The sequence below is a fragment of the Peribacillus sp. TH27 genome (assembly GCF_016650915.1).
In the GTDB taxonomy this organism is placed as follows: Bacteria; Bacillota; Bacilli; order Bacillales; family DSM-1321; genus Peribacillus; species Peribacillus butanolivorans.
This window is the reverse complement of sequence record NZ_JAEKEV010000002.1, coordinates 3,956,764-3,978,082: the sequence shown is the minus strand read 5'-3', so window position 1 is coordinate 3,978,082 and position 21,319 is coordinate 3,956,764. Positions and strand designations below refer to the sequence as shown.

General features: G+C 34.7%; 25 protein-coding genes. 7 read left to right on the top strand and 18 right to left on the bottom strand.

All coding sequences use genetic code 11. The annotated features are described in order from the left end of the window. Positions 1-45: 45 nt before the first annotated feature. Together JFU24_RS20600 and JFU24_RS20595 are read right to left on the bottom strand one after the other, a co-directional pair. Entirely contained in the window at positions 46-1,080 is a 1,035-nt protein-coding gene (locus tag JFU24_RS20600) for a LacI family DNA-binding transcriptional regulator (protein WP_201250371.1), read from the bottom strand. A 343-nt stretch (positions 1,081-1,423) separates the two neighbouring features. Beyond that, the gene (locus tag JFU24_RS20595) at positions 1,424-1,966 is read right to left on the bottom strand and encodes a DinB family protein (RefSeq protein WP_201222967.1); all 543 of its coding nucleotides are present in this window, start codon (positions 1,964-1,966) and stop codon (positions 1,424-1,426) included. A 427-nt stretch (positions 1,967-2,393) separates the two neighbouring features. On the opposite strand from JFU24_RS20595, the gene JFU24_RS20590 reads away from it, so the two are divergent. Then, positions 2,394-2,573, top strand: coding sequence for a small acid-soluble spore protein H (locus JFU24_RS20590; RefSeq protein WP_053347758.1), 180 nt, complete (start codon positions 2,394-2,396; stop codon positions 2,571-2,573). A gap of 237 nt (positions 2,574-2,810) precedes the next feature. Here JFU24_RS20590 and JFU24_RS20585 read toward each other — a convergent pair whose 3' ends face one another. The 3 genes from JFU24_RS20585 to JFU24_RS20575 form a co-directional block, all read right to left on the bottom strand. Beyond that, a complete protein-coding gene (locus JFU24_RS20585) occupies positions 2,811-3,332 on the bottom strand; it encodes a GrpB family protein (RefSeq protein WP_201250949.1) in 522 nt (173 codons plus the stop codon). 86 nt (positions 3,333-3,418) lie between these two features. Next, positions 3,419-3,559: a hypothetical protein gene (locus tag JFU24_RS20580; protein WP_201186776.1), complete on the bottom strand. Its 141-nt coding sequence runs from the start codon at positions 3,557-3,559 to the stop codon at positions 3,419-3,421. Between the two features lie 303 nt (positions 3,560-3,862). After that, the gene (locus JFU24_RS20575) at positions 3,863-4,099 is read right to left on the bottom strand and encodes a DUF3953 domain-containing protein (RefSeq protein WP_201250370.1); all 237 of its coding nucleotides are present in this window, start codon (positions 4,097-4,099) and stop codon (positions 3,863-3,865) included. Positions 4,100-4,637: 538 nt separating this feature from the next. Here JFU24_RS20575 and JFU24_RS20570 point away from each other — a divergent pair. Next, positions 4,638-5,069 carry a DUF5391 family protein gene (locus tag JFU24_RS20570; RefSeq protein WP_201250369.1) on the top strand — a complete coding sequence of 144 codons (432 nt, stop codon included), beginning with the start codon at positions 4,638-4,640 and terminating at the stop codon, positions 5,067-5,069. Positions 5,070-5,271: 202 nt separating this feature from the next. Here JFU24_RS20570 and JFU24_RS31395 read toward each other — a convergent pair whose 3' ends face one another. The 10 genes from JFU24_RS31395 to JFU24_RS20520 all read right to left on the bottom strand — a co-directional run bounded on the left by JFU24_RS31395 (position 5,272) and on the right by JFU24_RS20520 (position 13,852). After that, positions 5,272-5,472, bottom strand: coding sequence for a DUF4030 domain-containing protein (locus JFU24_RS31395; protein WP_446728304.1), 201 nt, complete (start codon positions 5,470-5,472; stop codon positions 5,272-5,274). Between the two features lie 464 nt (positions 5,473-5,936). Then, positions 5,937-6,890, bottom strand: a complete 954-nt coding sequence (locus JFU24_RS20560; protein WP_201222963.1) for an ABC transporter permease — start codon at positions 6,888-6,890, stop codon at positions 5,937-5,939. Beyond that, positions 6,890-7,822: an ABC transporter ATP-binding protein gene (locus tag JFU24_RS20555; RefSeq protein WP_201186791.1), complete on the bottom strand. Its 933-nt coding sequence runs from the start codon at positions 7,820-7,822 to the stop codon at positions 6,890-6,892. The genes JFU24_RS20560 and JFU24_RS20555 overlap by 1 nt, the downstream gene beginning before the upstream one ends. Before the next feature lie 440 nt (positions 7,823-8,262). Further along, the gene (locus tag JFU24_RS20550) at positions 8,263-8,778 is read right to left on the bottom strand and encodes a hypothetical protein (protein WP_201250367.1); all 516 of its coding nucleotides are present in this window, start codon (positions 8,776-8,778) and stop codon (positions 8,263-8,265) included. A 224-nt stretch (positions 8,779-9,002) separates the two neighbouring features. Next, positions 9,003-10,595 carry a DUF4179 domain-containing protein gene (locus JFU24_RS20545; RefSeq protein WP_201250366.1) on the bottom strand — a complete coding sequence of 531 codons (1,593 nt, stop codon included), beginning with the start codon at positions 10,593-10,595 and terminating at the stop codon, positions 9,003-9,005. Beyond that, the gene (locus tag JFU24_RS20540; protein ID WP_201250365.1) at positions 10,585-11,112 is read right to left on the bottom strand and encodes a sigma-70 family RNA polymerase sigma factor; all 528 of its coding nucleotides are present in this window, start codon (positions 11,110-11,112) and stop codon (positions 10,585-10,587) included. The genes JFU24_RS20545 and JFU24_RS20540 overlap by 11 nt, the downstream gene beginning before the upstream one ends. Before the next feature lie 235 nt (positions 11,113-11,347). Beyond that, positions 11,348-11,746 carry a hypothetical protein gene (locus tag JFU24_RS20535; RefSeq protein ID WP_201225217.1) on the bottom strand — a complete coding sequence of 133 codons (399 nt, stop codon included), beginning with the start codon at positions 11,744-11,746 and terminating at the stop codon, positions 11,348-11,350. A 282-nt stretch (positions 11,747-12,028) separates the two neighbouring features. Beyond that, positions 12,029-12,532, bottom strand: a complete 504-nt coding sequence (locus tag JFU24_RS20530) for a GNAT family N-acetyltransferase (protein ID WP_201250948.1) — start codon at positions 12,530-12,532, stop codon at positions 12,029-12,031. A 171-nt stretch (positions 12,533-12,703) separates the two neighbouring features. Beyond that, positions 12,704-13,228 carry a GNAT family N-acetyltransferase gene (locus tag JFU24_RS20525; RefSeq protein ID WP_056520188.1) on the bottom strand — a complete coding sequence of 175 codons (525 nt, stop codon included), beginning with the start codon at positions 13,226-13,228 and terminating at the stop codon, positions 12,704-12,706. Between the two features lie 333 nt (positions 13,229-13,561). Further along, complete coding sequence (locus tag JFU24_RS20520) at positions 13,562-13,852, bottom strand: hypothetical protein (RefSeq protein WP_201250364.1); 291 nt, start codon at positions 13,850-13,852, stop codon at positions 13,562-13,564. A 678-nt stretch (positions 13,853-14,530) separates the two neighbouring features. On the opposite strand from JFU24_RS20520, the gene JFU24_RS20515 reads away from it, so the two are divergent. After that, entirely contained in the window at positions 14,531-15,328 is a 798-nt protein-coding gene (locus JFU24_RS20515) for a peptidoglycan-binding protein (RefSeq protein WP_201186799.1), read from the top strand. A gap of 208 nt (positions 15,329-15,536) precedes the next feature. Here JFU24_RS20515 and JFU24_RS20510 read toward each other — a convergent pair whose 3' ends face one another. The 3 genes from JFU24_RS20510 to JFU24_RS20500 form a co-directional block, all read right to left on the bottom strand. Beyond that, a complete protein-coding gene (locus JFU24_RS20510; RefSeq protein ID WP_201186800.1) occupies positions 15,537-16,388 on the bottom strand; it encodes a pirin family protein in 852 nt (283 codons plus the stop codon). A gap of 130 nt (positions 16,389-16,518) precedes the next feature. Further along, positions 16,519-16,992, bottom strand: a complete 474-nt coding sequence (locus tag JFU24_RS20505; RefSeq protein ID WP_201250363.1) for a MarR family winged helix-turn-helix transcriptional regulator — start codon at positions 16,990-16,992, stop codon at positions 16,519-16,521. Positions 16,993-17,358: 366 nt separating this feature from the next. Beyond that, complete coding sequence (locus JFU24_RS20500) at positions 17,359-18,147, bottom strand: PhzF family phenazine biosynthesis protein (RefSeq protein WP_201250362.1); 789 nt, start codon at positions 18,145-18,147, stop codon at positions 17,359-17,361. A 353-nt stretch (positions 18,148-18,500) separates the two neighbouring features. Here JFU24_RS20500 and JFU24_RS20495 point away from each other — a divergent pair, with 353 nt between their 5' ends. The 4 genes from JFU24_RS20495 to JFU24_RS20480 all read left to right on the top strand — a co-directional run bounded on the left by JFU24_RS20495 (position 18,501) and on the right by JFU24_RS20480 (position 21,134). Further along, positions 18,501-19,277, top strand: a complete 777-nt coding sequence (locus JFU24_RS20495) for an extracellular solute-binding protein (protein WP_201250361.1) — start codon at positions 18,501-18,503, stop codon at positions 19,275-19,277. Between the two features lie 21 nt (positions 19,278-19,298). Then, positions 19,299-19,772 carry a COG4315 family predicted lipoprotein gene (locus JFU24_RS20490; protein WP_201250360.1) on the top strand — a complete coding sequence of 158 codons (474 nt, stop codon included), beginning with the start codon at positions 19,299-19,301 and terminating at the stop codon, positions 19,770-19,772. 84 nt (positions 19,773-19,856) lie between these two features. Next, positions 19,857-20,411, top strand: coding sequence for an RNA polymerase sigma factor (locus JFU24_RS20485; RefSeq protein ID WP_190270797.1), 555 nt, complete (start codon positions 19,857-19,859; stop codon positions 20,409-20,411). Beyond that, positions 20,412-21,134 (top strand): anti-sigma factor, encoded by a 723-nt coding sequence (locus tag JFU24_RS20480; RefSeq protein WP_201250359.1) that lies wholly within the window; start codon positions 20,412-20,414, stop codon positions 21,132-21,134. The last annotated feature ends 185 nt before the right edge of the window (positions 21,135-21,319 follow it).

Below are 21,319 nucleotides of genomic sequence, written 5' to 3'. Positions count from 1 at the left end.
TCGGTACCATTTTGTGATGAAATAAGACTTCCTTTCTTAGAAGACTTATTTCTGGATATAAGGCGTTGTTTGTCTTATGTTCAGTTTCGCTTGATACGCCATTGTTTGGGCTGGAGACTCGTGCCCGTCAATACGACGCAATATCATTTCCATAGCAGCCACCCCGATTTGATACGTAGGCTGTTCAATTGTTGTAATTCCTGAATAAACAATCGTACTCCACTCTGGATTATCAAAGCCAATTATTGCTAAATCTTTTGGAACCGACAGTTTCTTTTCTTGTAAAAGCAAAATTAATTTTAATAGCACCACACTATTTGCGGTTAATATAACTCGTGCCTTGCCTTCTGAGTCATCTAAAAAGTGCTGAAGCTTGGAATCTACATCATTTAAATCGTCGACATTTACCTCATAAACATCTTTTGAACTCGGATGACCGTGGCTCAATAACGTTTGCTGAAAGGATAGCCGCCGTTCATACCGGGTACTTACTTTGCTTGCTGGTTCGCTGAAAAACGCTATTCGTTCATAGTTTTGGTTGACCAAATAATTGACCGCTTGCGAAGTGGCCTGAAAATTATCCAAGCCTACAGTATCAATTTCAAGATCAGGTACTTTCCGATCCAGCAAGATAATCGGCGTCTTCTGGTCTTGCATCTGTTTTAACATGTCGTGATTTCCGCCGGTTGTATGAATAATAAGCCCATCAATACGATGGGATAGAAGCATTTCAAAATATCCTCTTTCCTTAACCGGATTATTATCCGAGTTGCAAATCATCAGATTATAACCGTTCTGGCTGCATATATCTTCAGCCCCACGAAGGATAGCCGTCGTGTATGGATTGTTAATGTCTGCAACTATAATTCCAATCAAATAACTCTTATTGCTTTTAAGCCCCCTGGCCATGGTACTGGGGCGGTACTCCATTTTGTTGATTGCCAGCTCGATTTTCTTGCGGGTTTTGTCAGAGAGCTCATCATATCTCCCCCCTAAATAGCGGGAAACCGAGGTTTTTGAGACACCAGCTTCTCTAGCGACGTCGTAAATTGTAACTTTTGAATTTTCTCGTTTAACCATTTCATTCATCCATTCGCGAATTTCGGTACCGGTTCCATTTTTATAAATATTAACACATTACCAATGAATGTCAATCTATTTTCAATCTAAAAAGAACATTACATTAAATCACTTGTATTCTTTAGTTTTCCTTTTTAAAAAGTTTATTTTCAGGTAGTTGCACAAACAAAAAAAGCGGCCAGAGGGCAGCCGGATCTTCAATGAAAGCAAGTTTTCAACCTAAAAAAGCCGATTAGTGTACGTTAAAGTATCGACTTCCTTAATTTGTTTAGTTAAACTAACACCACCATTAGCTTAAAAATAAGTTATCCGCAGATTAATAGTTAAATATGATAAGAAGCATTCATGTGGCGGACTTTCCAAAAAAATTGTAAATATTAAAATCTGTCATAGGAGCATCGGTTAAACCAATATTGCGTCCAATAGTTATAATTTGCCCTCGATGATAGGTACTGTGATTCATTACATGGAGAATATATTCAAATCTTGGACGGGTTTCATTAAACCATGGAGTTTCCACATGGCAATCTTTTGTTATTGAACTTTCGGTAAGTGAATTCACATATAGGGCCAGTTCTTTGGAATTGTCCACAATCATTTTAAACACCTCTTCGACAGTCTTATATGATCGATCACTGAAAACCCCTATATCCGGTGTTGACTCCTGCTTTAACACTTCCAACCAAAATTTCTCACCATCAGAAACATGCTTGAGTGTCCATTTGATACTCGGAAAACTCGAAGGTATTTTCTGTTCTATTATTTCAGATGGCTTTGTTTTCAGCCAATCTATCAATTGGGCATTTGCCCAGAGGTTGTAGTTCGCATAGTCTTTCATGAGCGATGTTAAATTCATTTCTTTTGTTTCTGGTTGTTTTTCTTTCATGTTTAACTCTCCTTTGTTTTAAGATTTTTTTCTACCCTTTTCTTACGTTGTTACCTTAAATAATATTCTTCCATATCCCCCTTTGATACCATGTTGAAAGAGTGTAAAACTAAACGGCCACGTTAGCACAATAAGAAAAGAGTTGCCGCAGCAACCCCTACTTTAAACTTAAGCCCCCGTTCATTAAATAAGAGGTCATATTCAAGTCTATCGTTTAATAGTCATCTATCTCATCACTTTGAAGAACTGGACATTTGAAAAAAACCTTAATAGGGTCCTAGTGAACCCCCTGGTATTTTAGGAACCATCCATATCTAATCTTAGTTCTATGTTTTCTTAACTTGGAAGCATTTCAATTACAACATGTATATTTTAGAAATTTGGAACAAATATTATTACAGTTGCAAATCCAAAGGAGGTGGCTAAAATGAACGCACAACGAGCAGAAGAAATTGCTTCTTCGCCAATTATGGCTAATGTGACCTATAATGGGGAAAGTATCTACATTGAGCATGTGGATGAACAGAATGGAATAGCTACAATCCATTCCCTTGATGAACCAAATAATAAACAAAGTGTTTCTGTAACCATCTTAGAAGAACAGTAATTTGTCGTGTATTTCCTCGATACAATAAGAAACCTTCACCTTCGGGTGGTGGTTTCATTTTAGATTAAGTTCAGTTGCCATCTTCTTCTTTAACAATCCATCTCCTTAATTAGAGCCTTTTCAATAAACTGCCACGTTACTTGAAGTAAAACTACCCCTTCCGTTATATCATTATTAAATAAAGAACTTATATACTTTATTAACTTAAGAAAAGTCCCTTTATTTATAAATATGTAGTCATCCTCTTGAACTCCGATACCAAGATAAGGCTTTTCGTTCAATTTCCAATAATAACTTTTCTTTTCCTTTGATGTACGAATCCATATCGTAAGGAAATATATATGACAATTCCTCTTTAAGATCACCATATTTTTCTGTAGCAGAAGGATTTTCTCGTAAGTAATTTCGAAAAGCAAGATGACGTTCAATTCCGGGATTGCCTAATTGATAAATATGAACGTGATGAGTTCGGTTATCTCCTCCTTTTTGAAAGAACCTACGTCCATATAATCCGTTTTCTCCTTTCGGCTCATAACCAATCCCTAACATATTCTTGTTAAACTCATCTATTAGATGGATTTTTCTTACCACAGGCATTATGTCAATAACAGGCTTTGCCTTTAGTCCGTAAACAGAAGTACTTCCTATATGATGAATTTCAATTATTTCAGGCCCAAAAATCTTATGTATTACATTAGCCTCTTCCTTATACATAGAAGTCCATTGGTTATTATATTCAGTTACTTCAACTTTTCTTATTTTTAATCCCTCCTCATATATTTCCCATTTTTTATTTTACAATATATTAGCTTGGCTGATCTTATCTATCTTCATACAGATACCGTCTATATTGAAGACCAACAAAGATCTAAAGGGTTTTGGGCAGAAAAAGTGGATTTTGAAGTGCGCAGACCATCCAATGGGTCCAAAAGAGAAAGCTTATGTAGTTCCGATTTTTCAATAAGCTTAGCTTCGAGCATTAACATAAAAAAACCTCCTATCATTTTCTTAATAGGAGGTTTTATAAGGTAAGTCTATAATACTCATTAATCTAGACTTTTTTGCTATAAGAGTATACCTTCAGGATCCTTCGTTCTTCTTAACGAATAGTGTTCTTGAAATAGGATTATTTAATGCCATAGACATAAATAAAAAAATGAGAGCAAAATATATTATCTTTTATCAATATGAACCACACCTATTCATTTACTATTATTCAGAACACTTCTTACAACAGGTTTTATTATCTTGTCACAACACAGCGTAAATTTTCCAACTAATCTTACCACTTAGTTCAATAAAAACCCCTGTATAGAAACAAAGAAAGCATATAAAGAAACAATAATGCTCATATACCCCCAAAATCTTTTTCTATCTTTTTGAAGCTCGGCTAATCCTGTCACTAACATTAACGCTCCTAAGAAAAAAATCATATATGAAGATAGCTTGAAATTTCCAGTGATTAAACCATATCCTGATAAAGTAAGAACTATTATAGAAAAAACGATTCTTAATATTTTTAACAAGGTACCCCACCGACCTTCCATATTAACCCGTTATACTAGAATAAAAAAGCTATCCTATATAATAAAAGGGCCTAAGCTACTACCATAACTAATTAGAAAATTTTACCGAACTAATCCCCATTATACTTCCCCCACCAATTCCAATCACTATGCCAAAAAGTGTCCATTGGGATATATAAATTCCTAATAGAAACAACGATAACCCTACTGCCTCATTAACAAACCAATTTTTTTATACCTAGGAGCCCCTTTCATAATCTTCTAATAGAAATTTACGGATATAATTGGATAAAATTCAAATTATATTAATTTCTAATTAACCTTTTAGCTTAATAAAGAACTATTATTCAACTAACGTCGCCCAGTTAGAATAGAAAAAGGCTTTACTTCTCATTGAAATAAAGCACCCATTATAAAATAAGACTGCTAATAAATTTTAAGGTGTAAATACATTCCAGTTATGTTACGATACACTGAATGGGTAATTTTAACATTTTATAAACCCATAAAATGAAAACATTAAAGGAAGTGAAATATTATGAGAAAAAGAAAGGGAATTATTTTTATGACTATGCTTTCAGCAGTCCTTTTTTGTGTTTTATTGATTACAATCTCACTATCCCCGCTTGCAGATTTAGGACCGAATGCTAATCAATTCGGGTCTTCAGGAATGTGGATATCAATAGGAATGATACTTGTTTTTTATCTATTGCCCTTAATAATATATTGGATAGGTATAGATATAATGAGATTCGTTTTAGCCTTGTTTTGTTGCGGCGGTCTACTGATAAATTCCACAATAATTGTAGCAGTTCTAGTAATAGCAAAATTTAAAGACATTAGCGCTATATATATTGCTAGTATCATAGGTCTTTGTCTTACTGCAATAATTGTAAATATTTTATGGTTCTTCATAGCTTTTCGTTCACCTTCAGCTAAGAATAATCCAAATCAAACCGTATTACCTTAAAAGCAAAAAGCCTACAATAAATGCTCTTCATAATGGAGAGCTTTTTATATGCTTATATTTATTCTTAATTATCCTGCTCCGTTAACTGCATAAGAAAAGGCGATCCTTATTAATGAAGAATCGCACCTGTTAGATTAATAACTATTTAGAGATTTTCTGTGTGGAATGGGAAATCGATTATTCAAGATGTCTTCAGCGGGTATTAATTTAATTTTTTTCCCTTGTTGCTATAAATATTGATCTCATATTGATCGTTTTTAATTATATTCTTTACTTTCTCTGAGTTAAGATAATCTTGAACTGTTTCTTCAATGGCTTCAACATTCTTTTCTGATTCTGAATCAGAAGATGACAAAGTTGTCTCTATAGAAATCGGTAAATAATCAAATTTATCCTGGCCTATCAGCTCAACAAGAAAAAGTTACCCCGAAAATTGAAATGATAAAATAATGTATATAACCGCAAATCCGTAATTTAATAGATAGACCCGCTTATCTTCTTTTTGAAAATAACTTTCAATCCCATCTATTACTGAATTGACCCCTAATAAGGTAAAGAACATAACAAAATAGAAATCAAAATTATTGATAAAGCCCATTACCAACACGAACAATATTGCTAGGCTCATTAAGATTTTTATTATAATAAATGATTTTGTACTTTTCTTTGCCCTTTTTTCAAAAAATAACCCCAATCTAAAACACCATCCTCATTCATTACATTCCTTTTTCTTCAAGCATAATATAAAACGAAATGAATTTGGTATAAATTCTCAATGTTCTTGTTTTATTAACGCCCTTTGTCTTAATAAGAAAAACCGAAATCAAAGATCGATTTCGGTTCATTCTATTTATAAATGGAAAAATCTTAGTTTGAAATATCCTTCTTTTGAAAGAAGAAAAAGGTTAATGCTAAGAAGATAAGGTAATAGATTGCTAGTACACTTATAGAAAATCCAAGAGTTGCTCCCTCAAACATTGAGAACGATTCAGAAATGTAACCTCTTAAATTGAGATGAGGGAATAAGACGAACTTTAACCACTCATTTTTTTCAATAAGTGACTGTATAACTAAATTTAAAGGAGTTGAAGCAAATAAAATAGATATTGAAACGCCTACTGCAAGTGCTTGGCTTTTAAATAATGTGCTTAACATAAAAGCAATGGTTGTGATAACTAAAAATCCTGGTATCCAATAAACCATCATATCAACAAAATAATCGCCTACTATTACAGGACTAAAACCAAAAGATGCAGGATCTAGAATTTTATCTGAATACGACCCATTTCCAAAGAATAAAATTCCTACTATATAACTGAATATAAATAGACTCACAAGTAATAACGCTGCAAATAGTAGTGATGTTATATATTTAGAAAGGAGAATTTTCCAACGTTTATAAGGCCTGATTAACAATTGCTTAATGGTGCCATCTGAAAATTCAGATGAAACTAAGGAGCTGCAAACAATCACAACAAATAGAGTAACAAATGATGTTAATGATGTAGTCCAGTTTGCCATATACGTCCAGTTCGTACGCAAGTCAGGGTTTATATTAGCGTCTAAAAGTTGTTTATTTAAATCGATTTCTTCCATTATCGCGGACTTTTCATCTTCACTAATTTTAGAAGTTTTTAAATCATTCTGCTGTTCTTGTATTTCTGCTTGTAACTCTTGCTTCCAATCTTTACTTGATTCGACTGGATTTAGTTTATAATCAATCAACGCTGTTCCTACAGCTGCCAATAAAAGAAAAACGATAAACAAATATGTAGATCCTTTTGAAAAGATTTTCATCCATTCATTTCTTATCAAGGACATCATACAGACTCCCTCATTTCCTGCTCAGTTATTTCAAAGAATTTATCTTCTAGTGATTTTCTAGTAATGCCTATTTCATAAACATCTAATTGATTACCATTAAAACTTCTGTTTATACTAGCCGTTTGTTCACGTGTGGCTGATACAGAAATTGAATTCGCCTCATATTTAAGAATAGGTATATTACCAAACTGTTCTTGAAGGATTTTTTTAGCTAGCCCTCCATCACTGACAGTAAAAAGAACTTCACTAATTGTTTCAGTTTTTTCATCTACAATATGTTCTTTCGTATGTATGAGTTTTCCCTTTTCAATAACGGCAAAGCTATCACACATTAATTGCATTTCTGATAGTAAATGCGATGAAATTAAAATACCCACGCCCTCACTTGCCAGTACCTTCAAATAATCACGAAACTCGCGAATCCCTTGTGGATCTAAGCCATTAGTTGGTTCATCAAAAATCAGTAAAGACGGTTTATGCAAAATTGCTTGTGCTACACCAAGGCGCTGACGCATTCCTAATGAATATGTTTTAACCTTTTTATCTATGGCATGATCTAATTTAACAAGCTTTATTACTTCTTCAATTCGCTCATTAGATATTTTATTAGGTGACATACGAGCATAGTGAAGGATATTTTTTCTGCCTGTCATGTATTTATAGAATTCTGGATTTTCAACAATGGCACCTAATTGATTCATGGCACCTTCAAAATCTTTATCGAGGTCATATCCATTAATCATGACTGTACCGCCCGTACGATTAATAAGACCTGTAATCATACGAATAATAGTGGTTTTACCAGCTCCATTGGGACCGAGCAAACCAAATATTTCCTTGCTTTTTATTTCAAAGCTAACATTATCTACAATGGTGGCTTTTCCAATTTTTTTAGTTAAGGATTGGACCTTAAGAACTGTTTCATTCATATAATACCTTCCTTTTTGTATATTTACCAAAATCACACAAATGTAATATTACCATATTATGCATATTATTGCTATGCTGATATTTTTCCATATTGTCTATAACATAGTCTCTTAGGTGAATGAACATAGAAAAAATAGATGTAGTGAAGATAATCTATTATAAAAGTATTATCTTATTCAAATGTTTCTATTTATTTGCCATAGAGGTACATGGGATATAATATTCAAAACTCGAATTGTTGCTTAATATGGAAATTATTAAGCAACATCCAGATATTCCAGATGAATTGATTGAAATAATGAAACAAGGATAGAATTAAAAATGCAGGAGCAGCAATGGTTTGAACATCAATTTTTAATAGCAAGAAAAGAATAATTCATAAAAAAAACCTGCATTTACCTGACGCTGCCCCAGATAGTAGTTATAAAGAAAGGGATATTTATTTGCTCGTTTTACTTAACCAATTTTCAACCTTTTTCTGTAGTTGTTCACCTAAATCAGCACCATCTTCTGTATCTTTCAATACCTGTTTTGAATATTTACTAGGAAACATATCTTCAAGTGAGTCTATGAATTCTTCTCCCTCTTCTGTTTCTTTATATTCTTTTACTACATATCCCTTTTCATCTTTCGCTAACCTAATACGTACAGGATATGAATGTCCAGATTGAACTTCTGTCCCAGTCGATTTGTTGTACCCTTCATATAAGGCGTATAAATAGATGCTAATCACGCCATCCTTTTCATCTGCACCATATATTTTATGTGCCTCAAATTGCTTTTCTGTTGAGGATAATGCATCTTTATTCTGTTCCATTATGGTATCTGAAACGATTTGATCCATTTCTTTAGTAATCGTTACTTCACCACTACTGGAATTAGAACATCCTATAAGAAGTATAGAGAAAGTTAAAAAAACGCTCAAAATCAAATACCTATTAAATAAAAATATCAATTGAAAACCTCCTGATACCCTAATAATTAACAAATTGATTATAACATTTTTTTACATATATTATGATAATATGAAGTTTTTATTTTTTTAGAATAGGTTTATTGGTTTTACGTAACCAATTGATTGTGTGGAGGTTCTTCCAAATACGAAAGGATGTATGTTGTCTCTAAAGAAAAATTAAGAGGAAGAACCCTATGTAAATTCTTCCTCTCAAAACTAAATTATCATTCCAATGGTATTTCAATTATTTGATTACTAAATGAAGTTATTGTATATCCTTCAATTTCTATACCAACTGGGACAAAATGCTCCTTTTTATCATCCCTTGACAATTCAATATGATGCTCAGTAGAGAAGAACCTAGGCTGTTCAAGGTCATTTAAACGGTAAAAATTTTCGAATCCTTTGTACTTCTTACCGTCTTTATCAATGTAATATCCATCCACACTGTCACTTGATGATCCTTGACCGTCTTTGTCATAAAAATGATAATCAAGCATTTCGTAGGTCCTCTTTGGATTCAGCTCTTCAGTCATCACAATTTTTGTCGGTTCACCGATTCCAATTTGATCAATAGAAATTTCATTTCCTAAATACTTAAATGTCTGCGGCAGCTCTTTGGAGGCATCGATTGCAAAAGGCGCTTGATCCTTAATTGAAAATGTGGCAGAACCCATGTGAAGACGTACATTCTTAGGCTTTTCAAAATATAGTGATTCAAATGTTGCTTCCGACGAATTCCAGCCCCCTTCACTCCACCCGCTGCCATTATAACCACCAAATATTTGATTGTCATAAATACGCTTCCCCTTACTTTCGAGACTGTCAAAATTAATGTATTCCATATTTTTGTCCGAATTTTCATTCGTATAGCGATAAGATACTATCGTTATCGTCGGTGCAATCGTCACTTTATCAAAAATAACAGGATTACCTTCAATTTTAGTCTCAACTTTTATATCATGTACGATTGATGGGTATTTCTTTACAGGAATGTCAAAACGCCAATCTCCCTCAATAAATTCATCATTTCCACTAGGTACACTGCTTTGGGAACCTTCTGTATCTACAGGGGTACTTTTCAATTTTTCAAGTTTACTAAGTTTCAATTTAATGGTTCCCTCTTCAATGGACATTGGCGAAACACCGAGTCTGCCTTTAAAAATATAGTCACTTTCGGAATAAAGGCTAAGAGAATTCGTGACAGGCGAGTACGAAGAATCATCCTCACTAATCCAATTTTGATCTTGATTTGCGATTTTCAGACCATCACTGATATTGATCATATATTTATTTTCCTTCTTTTGATCCTCAATTTCATAATATATCAGAGTCTGTATGTCATCTGCGACTACATTCGTGATGGTCACCTTCACTCCATTACTTTCTGCTTCTAAGTTCAGCCGCTCACCTATGCCATGATCGATATAACCTTGCATCTCCTCGTTTTGCTTGTTGCTTAAATCTTTCCACCAATCCTTTACACTTGCAAAACTGTTAGTTGCAACAGCCGTACCCACAAATAATGTTAGGAAAAGCGTGGCAACCAATCCCATCGTAACTCGATGTTTATTAACCTTCCGTCTGCTTTCTTGAGTTTTAGAAACTTTACGACTAACCTTGTTCATAAAACCATCCGGAACCTGAATCAAATCACTTTCTGACTCAATCCCAGCAACTATCTGCTGAAGCTCCTTCATTTCTTCTTTGCAACTTTCACATTCTATTACGTGATTTTCAATCTCTTTTCTTTTTGTCTCGCCCATATCCCCTTCCAAATAATCAATAAAATATTCTTGAATATCATTACACTTCAATGTCCTCACCACCTTCTATTATTTTTCTAAGCGTTAAAAGTCCCCTATACAATCGGGATTTCACAGTCCCTACTGGCAATTTAAGAATGATAGCAATTTCCTTTTGGGAATAACCTTGAAGATACTTTAAAATAATAATTTCCTTATATATCTGATCAAGTTGATCCAAGTCTTCAAGTATTTCTAATTTGTTTTGAAATTGGCTAATATCCAGAGAATCTTCCGGATTTTCCATTTCCTTCAGTTTCCTTTTTCTGTATATAGACCTACACTCATTGATAAATATTGAGGTCACCCACGATTCGAAATAACTGTCTTCCTTTAACTGACCAATTTTGTCATGCACCTTAATAATTGTATTGTGAAAAACATCCTCTACATCTTGATGGCTTTTCAGATAGGCCCAACCGATTTTATAATACTTTGATTGTCTTGTGTTAAACCAATCCATCACAGCACTCATATCTTGTTTTTTTATTTTTTTCAATATCTTATAATCTGAAATCGATGTAATCACAAATGCCAGTCTCTCCTTTCCAAGTCTTCTTTTACAATTAGAGTTTCTAAATATATTAAAAGTTCCCTTACAATTAAATTTTTTTTCCTATGCCCAATTTGCTCTTCAACATCTGGAACATTTCCATTTCTTTTTTGACCCCAATTAGAAAAAAACAATAAGAAAAACCGAAATCAAAAATAAATTTCGGTCCATCATTTTATAAACGGTAAAACCTTTTCATAATCCCATTCAATCAGTAGAGTCTAGTAGTATCTTCGATTTTCATTTGAATTTCCCCGTTCTTATTAATAGATTCTAAAGTGATTTTTCCCCCACCTGAATATCCTTTTTCAAAATATCCGATTACATATTCTGTATGCTGTTTTCCTTTACTATCTTTATATTGTAGTTTCATCGAATTCTCTCCAAAATCTTCAGTTGGCGTTACATTTAACTTAGTTTCTTCGCCTGGCTGGATTGAGGGAATTTTAATATCAGAGTTTATATGATTATAGGTCAAATATAAACCTGTAATTTCTTTATTCGTTTGATTTTTTACCGTGAATTCAAATCCTTCTTGCTTTAATAATAGAAAATAACTTCCCAATCCAATAATTCCTAATACCAATATTACGCCTATAACTTTTTTCATCTAGCCAACCACAGCTCCTAAAATCTTGTCGCATTTGATACGTCTCTGAATGTTAATTCGTCCTTCAGGAAGATAATTCGTCCGTTGTGCAAAATAATTCGACCTTCAAGAAGATAATTCGTCCGTGTGTCAAACTAATCCGTCCTTCAGGAAGATAATCCGTCTTAAAATTAGAATTATCGAAAATATCTTAACCCCCATTATATGCCACCCATTTAATTTAATATTTCAACAAAGAATCTTTGAACACTGTAAGTTTAAAGATTTCCCGAAAACTCATATCTAGAATTTAGTTGATTCAAGCTTCAAAATATATTCTTCAACCTCTTCGCCTCGTGCATTTGAATATCCTTTGTCCTCATCGGTAATTGCAAACCCGCATTTTTTCAATACTCGAATAGATGCGATATTATCCTTAGCCGCTCGGGCATAAAGAGGTCGAACATTTATTTCATGGAGGAATTTACTCAGTGCATCAGTGGCAATCCCCTTGCCCCAATATTGCTTTCCAATCCAGTAACTGACTTCTTGATTGCCAAACTGTTCAAAGTTTAGAATGCTGCCCACCACACACCCGTTATAAAGTATGGTCTTTTTCAAGATATTCTGGTTCGCTAAAATATTCATCCAGTGTTTCAAAAAAGCCTCTCTGTCAGCAGGATCTTTAGATGTGAAAGCAGCCATATTGTTTGCAGTAGAATCTAATTGATGCTCGAAAAAGATGGATAGATCACTCTCTCTGACATCTTGCAGTTGGACTTCTTCGTCATTTTTAAGGAATCCCATAAAATTCACACTCACTCCCTGACAGATTTAGTGTCTATCTTTTACATTAGCATTAGGAAAAGATTTCTCAGCAATCAACCTCATTGAAATAAATCAGACCCCATAGTTCAATTAGAACTATTTCTTTTCGGTAATTGCTTAGTCAATAAGGTTCGTACTTCATCTACTCCCCTATTTCAGTAAAGAGTATACGTTCGTATCAAATGGAACATCATTTTGATACATATAATTCTTTAAAACCCCTTCCTTCTCAAAGCCCAATTTTATTAATAACTCATTAGATGCTTTGTTTTCTACAAACACAATAGCTCCAATACGCTTTAGATTAAGTTCTTTAAAACCATATGATATGACTTCTAAAACAGCCTCAGTGGCAAGACCTTTGCCCCAATTCTCTGGAAAAAGTGCATAACCTATTTCAGCCCTCTTATGTTCAGAAGACCAATCGTGAAATCCAATTGTTCCGATAATGCCTTCCTTTTCTTTACTTTCAATTCCCCATTTAATGCCGCGTTTTTCATTGTAGTTATTAGCAAAATTCACAACAATATTTTTCACCTGATCTAAACTGGTTAACGGTTTTTGTCCATAATAACGTAATACATCAGGATTTGAAAAACAGTTTAATATATCCTGGGCATCATCTACAGTAAGTTCTCTCAAGATAAGCCGTTCTGTTTCTAATTTAGGAAACATTCTCCCACCCCTTTTTTCATAGTCTTTCACGTTAATCAAACAACAAGCTAGGTAGACCTAATTTTCCAACTGGTTATTTACTATTTTTTCTAAAAGGGCCTTAATTTCTTCATTCTGCTTTGTATGTTTGTGTAAGTCCTTTGCGATTAAAGGTAAGTAGTAAAGGAGAAAAACAGTAATTGCAATAAAAAAGATTATGGATAAAAATTGCATGAGTTCACTCCTAATGGTCATTTACAACAATGAAAAAATAACATTAATACAATCAAACTGCCTCGTTGAATAAAAAAGAACTGTCATATAGACAGCCCTGATCCACTACTTGACTAGCAGTTAGACAAGTTTGTCGTTATCTTTTTTTCCTAATATAAATGTAAAGTAAGTTAGTATAAGTGTTAGTATTCCAGTGCCAAATAAGACACTTCCAATTATTATAAAATTATTTTTATGAGTCTCAACCACCATATTGTATTGGTCAGTATCATAGATTCCATCTTCCTGATTATCAAGCCAAGAATCCCCTAGTGAAATGCCAAAATTAATACTTAAAAACATCAGTGCTAGCCCTGTTATTGCTAGTAAAGATGAAATAATCAATAAGTTATTACTATGTTTAGTTAACATGTAGTTTTCCTCATCTCTAAATCTATTTCCACAATAAATAAATATTACCATATTTTTCTTCAAAATTGAGAGTTAATACATGACAGCACCTTAATAAATCAAAGGGTTTGTTTTACAATGAATTGATGGATTCCACCATTAATACTTATCGGTTGTAGCACCAAGGATAGAGGCGCGGATAAAATCAAGGTTTTGGAAACGTTTGAGTTCCTTCGGCGCACCTGTCACGACTGCTCCATTTAATCAACCTCAATCAAATTATTTTTATCCAAACCAGCACTTGATGTCCTTCTGCATGGATGGGCCACTGGTAAAATCGATTTCTTCTACTTTTTTTGATTCATTGATTATACGGAGAGCTAGAATTGAAAGGGATGAAGAGTTTATTATATTTAGTATTATTTTCCTAAGTGGTTGTGTAAATTAAGAAAAAATCTTTCTTTTAAGTACGAATGTCCGATAACTGCGTATATGCCACCTCTTCTTCTTCTTCTTCAAAAATGAAATACGCTATTACAACTAAGGATATTGGCATCATATATCCTCCCTATTCGTTTCTCTGTTTGTTACATGTATTAACAATTCTTTAGTGCCTTCGAGGTGTTTTTCCTTAACTGCGCCTGAAAAAGTGATAGTTTAGCGAATTGTTTAAGGCAAGAAACAACGAGGAGGACAAACATGAAAAAAATATTATTTACGATCATAACGGCTTCTATATTCATTATTGGAATTTGTATGCCAACTAGAGGTGAAGCTGCCGTTGGAGATCGCACACTTTCGTATGGAACGAGTCATAGTGATGTAAAGGAGCTACAGGAATTATTAATGACAAAAGGGGTCTTCCCCTATCATGAAGCAACAGGCTACTTCGGTCCGATTACAAAAGAGTCTGTAAAGAAGTTTCAGGAAAAATCAAGACTAAAAGTTGATGGAATAGCAGGTTCACAAACGAACCAGAAAATAAAAGTCCTTCGCAGTGGGGATATTGGCAAGCCTGTAGCTGAACTACAAAGGCTATTGAAGGTATGGGGTGTTTACACTTCAACGGTCGATGGCATATATGGCACTGGTACAAAGCAGGCCGTTTCAAATTTTCAAAAGCAAAAGAGTTTATCGGTTGATGGAATTGCAGGGGCAAGGACTTTAGGCAAATTAGAGGAGAAAGCCAATTTAGTAAGCCAAAATGTTAAGGAGCTGACCGTTGCAAGCACAGCTTATACGGCAAGCTGTTCTGGATGCTCCGGCACGACGAGAATGGGTGTTGATTTAAAAAAGTATGATGATGCAAAAGTGATAGCAGTCGACCCGAATGTGATTCCTTTAGGTTCTAACGTAGAGGTTGAGGGTTATGGACAAGCCATCGCGGTAGATACGGGTGGAGCGATCAAAGGTAATAGAATTGATGTTTTCATTCCAAAAGAAGCGGATGCTTTAACGTGGGGAAGAAAAGAAGTGAAAGTAAAAATAATAGAGTGATTGAATACGGCTCCAGCGTTTCAATCTGAATCTGCTAAATAAATAGAGAGAAAGAGCATGTATTGAAAACTTAAAATACATAAACAATTATTAGAAATATCAAATTAAAAAGAGCATCAAGTGTTGATGCTCTTTAATTTCTTATACTACATATAATATCTCTAGGAAACTTCAGATTAACCTATTTCTAATTCCATTTAAATATTCGTTAATCCTTCAAGAATGTACCTTGCCGATACTCTAGGTAAGCTTGATCAATTTCCTCTTCTGTATTCATGACAAATGGTCCACGGGCAACAACTGGTTCCATCAAAGGTTCTCCCGCATATAAAACAATTCGCAATGGTTCAATTGCTGTTATATCCACTTCACTTTCCTCTGATTCTTTCCCTGCACCCAGCCACAACACTTGACCCTTTGAAGCTTTCATTTCGTTTTTACCGAATACTCCACTTCCTTCAATTAGATAGATCATTCCGTTGTAGCTACCCGGCAAATTCTGTGTGACCGAAGCTCCAGGCTCTAGAAGCATTTCCACCATCGTAACAGAAACATGGTTTTTCGTCGCAGAGATAACATCCTTTGATGAACCAGAAAAGACGCGGATGATAGCTCCTTCTTCTTTTCTCACTGGCATATCTTTTCCCATTAAATTTTGATATCGCGGTGTTGTCATTTTTTTATCGCGGGGAAGATTGACCCAGAGTTGAAGCGAATGGGCGGTAACACCTTCAGAAGGCACCTCATTATGCACAACGCCGCTTCCGGCTGTCATCCATTGGACATCACCCGGTCCGATTATTCCACCATCCCCGGTATGACTGTCATAGTGCTCAATCGTTCCATCAATAACAAATGTGACTGTTTCAATCCCTCTATGTGGGTGAATATCAAATGAACCTTTTTGAAATTTATCCTCCATCATTAAAAGAAAGGGATCACTCTTCTCCCAATTTCCTGGTTCAATGACTGGTCCCGCAGTATGAATCGGACTATATTTTTGAAGTTTCACATCTCTTACTTCAGCAATATCACGTTTGAAGATATTTTTACTTTCCATTCCTCTATTCATCCTCCTTGAAGTTACTAGTAACCTGATAAAGTGCCATTACTATATTTCTTCCTTTTTAGCTACTCAATAACTTTCCTAATGCTTTGAAAACAAGTTTCGCTCCAATCACATACCTGATTTAGGATTCCTCCTGTATGGGATTAGGCACTTCCATTTGAAAACTATATCTATGAACCTTTATCATCATCTCATGCAGGTTCTTCTTTTCTGTGTCATCCAATACATCAAATAATGAAGCTTGAAAATCTGATTGAATTGGCATTACTTTTTCCATTAAATCTTTCCCTTTTTCAGTTAATGAAATATATTTAACTTTCCATTGTTGATCCCGAACAATCAGATTATCCTTTTCTAACCTTGTTAACATATGTGATACGCCTCCACGACTGATCGTAAGGTGCTCCGCCAATTCCAGTTGTGAAACAGGTTGATGAATAAGCACTTGTGCCAACATATCAAATTGCGCAACAGTGACGCCAAAATGTTGTAAATGATCATTCGAAAGCTGGTTACTTCTTTGATAAAAACGAACCATTCGCAACCAAATCAACAAACTCAATTTATTATCATCGGTAAACCCTCGTCTATCCATGTTTGACCATCACCTCTCCTCTTGGTTCACCATCAGTTTACTAGTAATTTGATAAGTAGTCAAATGGCATTAGTCTATCATACAAATTCCCTCATATAGTATAGCCATCCTGTTTCTAATATAAGAGATATTCTCTCATTCCTTAATGATTATTCATCGTAATCCAATGGCGGTATTCGCCAGTACAAGTCGACTCTATTATAGAATGGAAGAATATTGATTTACTTGTAAATATAAATACACCTATAATATATTCAATCTTTGCCATTCCTTGTTAGTCAGGTACGTTCACCCTTTTTATTTTATTGGATATCCCTGACTTATTAGGCGATATTCTGAGATGCTCTCATTCTCTATTCTAGATAATCAAAGAGTTAAGTTTCCTTCGAATATTGTCACTGCATTTCCAGAAAGTTTAACTATATCTTCTACTACTTCAACCTTTATTACGCCCCCTCTTTCTGACGCTTGATAAGCTTGAAATATATTTTTGTTCAGCTTACTTTTCCAATATGGCCCTAAACAACAATGTGCAGATCCTGTTACATAATCTTCGTTAAGGCCTTGGGCAGGAGAAAAGAAACGAGAAACAAAATCATATTCACTCGAATCTGATTGACTCGTTACAATGATGCCGCGAATCGGTAACTGAGCAATTAAGTCTATATCGGGATTTAAGTTTCTTACGATTTCTTCTGATTGAACTTCAATTAGGTAATCCCATTTGTTTTGACCAACATAAGTAGGATCAACGCCTAAAGCCTTAATTAGTAAGTCAGGAGCAATAGCCTCCTTCTCCATTAATGACGGAAATTCCAACTGTACCATTCCATCTACCAATTTTGATTTAAGAACTCCACTTTTCGTTTGATAGACAATCGGTTTATTCTTTTGTATGTATCCTTTTCCCCATAAAAAGAAAGAACTTGCTAGTGTTCCGTGACCGCAAATAGGTATTTCAATAGAAGGAGTAAACCATCGTAAATTACATTCATTTTTATGAAGATTAATAATAAATGCAGTAACAGGTAAATTAGTCTCTTTAGCTACCTTTTGCATCCACTCCGGATCCTTTTCCTCGCTAAGCAAACAAACAGCAGCTGGGTTCCCTCTAAACGGTTGGTCTGTAAAGGTATTGATAATAGTTAATTCCATCAAGTAAGCCTCCGGTAAAAAGTATTGTTAGCTACATATTTCTACTCCAAAGATCACAATCCCTTTGTAAACCTTACTCAAAATTTTGGTTAGTTGTACTAGGATGCTTAAACACCTTCTCCAACTTCGTTAACACATTACCACTTTCATCTTTTCACAAAAAATCCTTCTACCAGTGGTATAAGCATAAGCTGCTCGTTATTGACTACTTTATTAAAATAATAGAAACACTTATTAGGCAATTCAGCTTCAAAAGGCAAAAACAAAAAAATAACATTTTTTTCAAACCGTTTTGAGGTTTGTCTCGTTACCTATAGTACAAAGAATTTTCCCTGAAAGGAGAGAAGAAAGACGTGAAGAAAATTTTTTTTGTTGTTGGTTTGATATCAATAATGATTGTCGTGTTAGGATTTTCAACCGAAACGGATTCTAAACAGGGTCTAGCTGTCAACGATGTTGTAAAAGCATACGGCCCAGGTGGACCTCTTGGACCAATCAAGGAATTGGCGGATCAGTTTACTAACGAAACGGGAATAAAAGTTGAAGTAACTGCAGGACCCGAAGCAAAATGGATTGATCAAGCCAAACAGGATGCCGACATTATTTACGGAGGGTCCGAGTATATGCTGACTGATTTTATGCTTAATCATCCGGGTATCATTAATGAAAAAACCCGTACAGAATTGTATGCACGTGCAGCCGGAATTTTGGTTAGAAAGGGAAACCCCAAGAATATACAGTCTTTAGAGGATTTAACGAAGAGAGGCGTAAAGATTATAGATGTTAATGGAGCTGGACAACTGGGACTATGGGAGGATTTAGCAGGAAGAAAAGGGCTTATTCCTGGAATTAGTAGCAATATTGTTATTTCAGTAAAATCTAGCGCAGAAGCAATCGATTTATGGAAGGCAAATTCTAAATACGACGCCTGGATTACGTATGAATCCTGGCATTACCGTCTGTCAGACGTGACAGAACTGGTTCAGCTTCCTGAAGAAGATAAGCTCTATAGAGGAACTCCAGTAAGTATAACAAGCAAGACCAACAACAAAAAAGAAGCAAAACAATTTATTAATTATCTAAAATCTGATACATCCCATAAAGTGTTTCAAAAGTGGGGATGGAAATAAATAAGTGAGGAGTGGGATTATATGAAAAAATGGATGTTTATTTTAATGACTTTTACAATGGTGTTGGTTTTAGGAGCATGTGGAAATGACGCTAAAGATTCTATTAAGAAGGATCAAGTGGTGAATAGCACAGCTGATGATACCGCCGATAGCCTGAAATCATTGGAGAGTGGAACTACGAGCGGGTACCTGGCTGATTCCAAAGGAATGACACTGTATTATTTCAAAAAGGATGAATCCGGAAAAAGCAATTGTGCTGGTGAATGTTTAGAAAATTGGCCGCCGTTCATGGCAAAGGATTTCAATGTGCCAAAGGGCTTTGACAAAAAAGATTTTGGAATAATTAAAAGAGAAGACACTGGGACAGAGCAAGTAACTTACAAAGGATTTCCGCTTTACTATTTTGTAAAGGATAAACAAGTGGGAGATGTCAATGGTGAAGGTGTGAAAGATGTTTGGTATATTGTAAATAATGAAACAGTTTTTCCAAAATAAGAAAATATAGGGAACGATCAAATAAAAGTGATCGTTCCTGTTGTTTGTTTTCCAAATTTACTTGGTGAGGAGTTGCAGGTGCGATTGGAAGAAAAACTTGATAAAGAATTAATGGCATTAGTAAAGAATAAGTATCGTCCTGCTCTGGAAGAACTTTATGACCGGTATATTAAATTAATCTATGGCTTTATTTTTAAATTCACAAATGGAAATGAAGAAAAAACAAAAGAGATTGTGCAGTTAGTTTTTTTAAAGCTTTGGACGACAAAAAGCAGTTATAACCCCGAAAAGGGAAACTTTGTGAATTGGCTTTTGACTGTTACACGGAATGTATGCGTGGATTATGTTCGTAAAGACAGTATTCATATTCGGAATAACAAACAAATGGATTTGAGCAAGCCCATTGATATAGAAGATCCGAATAATGATATAGAAAATGGACTTATAAACAGTGAAATTGCCAAAGCAAAAAATAAGTTAAGCAAGCCGCAAAAAAGACTAATAGATTTACTATATTGGAAAGGCTATTCGCTAACGGAAATTGCCAAAATTGAAAATGAACCGATTGGGACCATCAAGAGCAGACTACATCAGTCTCTCAAGCAGTTGAAAAAGTATTTGGAAGTAGGTGATTTGTAAATGAGTATAGAATGCGATAACCTGCTTTCATTTTTATCAGATGAGCTGGAAGAAAAAGAAAAAAAGGCATTCGCGGAACACTTAATCCACTGCCCCGAATGCACCAGGGAGTATGATCAAATGACGGAAGCCTGGAATTCATTGAAGTGGGATTTCGAGGAATTTGCCCCCCCTTCTTCCCTAAAATCGGAAGTTATGAATTTTGTATTTGAGAGTAATCCTGAAATTCCTGTGCGAAAGGTGAAGAAATGGAGCAGTTTTTTCCGGAAACAGTTTACGCCTATTACTTCAGGGCTCTTGCTGGCCACTCTAGTTTTGGTGATCGTTCTGTTAAATTCCAATGTGCAACTAAAAAAAGAACTCTCAGCTATCAATCTGCCTGTAGAGGTTGAAACGACACTTTCTTTACAGCCTGCTGATAAGACGGCTGTAAATATGAATACTGACGGAGTTGCATATGTTTTGCAACAAGGTGAAGAAAGAAGATTAGTCGTACAGATTCAGAATTTGCCTACTCTTAAAGAGTCAGAGGTTTATCAAGTATGGCTGCTGAATAAAGGCAAACGGGCTAATGCAGGAACTTTCAAGCCTGATGAAGCTGGCACAGGATTGTTGACATACAAGCTTATATTAAATGATCAATTCAATCAAATCGGCATCACAAAAGAACCAGACCCAAATGGTACACAGCCGAGAGGTAAAAAGATAGTTGGATCTTCATGACAATGAGAGACTTGCCTACATGGGGAGTCTCTTTTTTGGGATATTTTTCAGACCATACCTAAAGGAGTTTAATCATCCAATTGGCAGTTTCGATATTGTTCGATAAAATCGCAAATGCTAAAGAAAGTACATATCAGATATGTACTTTCTTTTTTTATACTATTGAACTAAGCTGACGAACACCA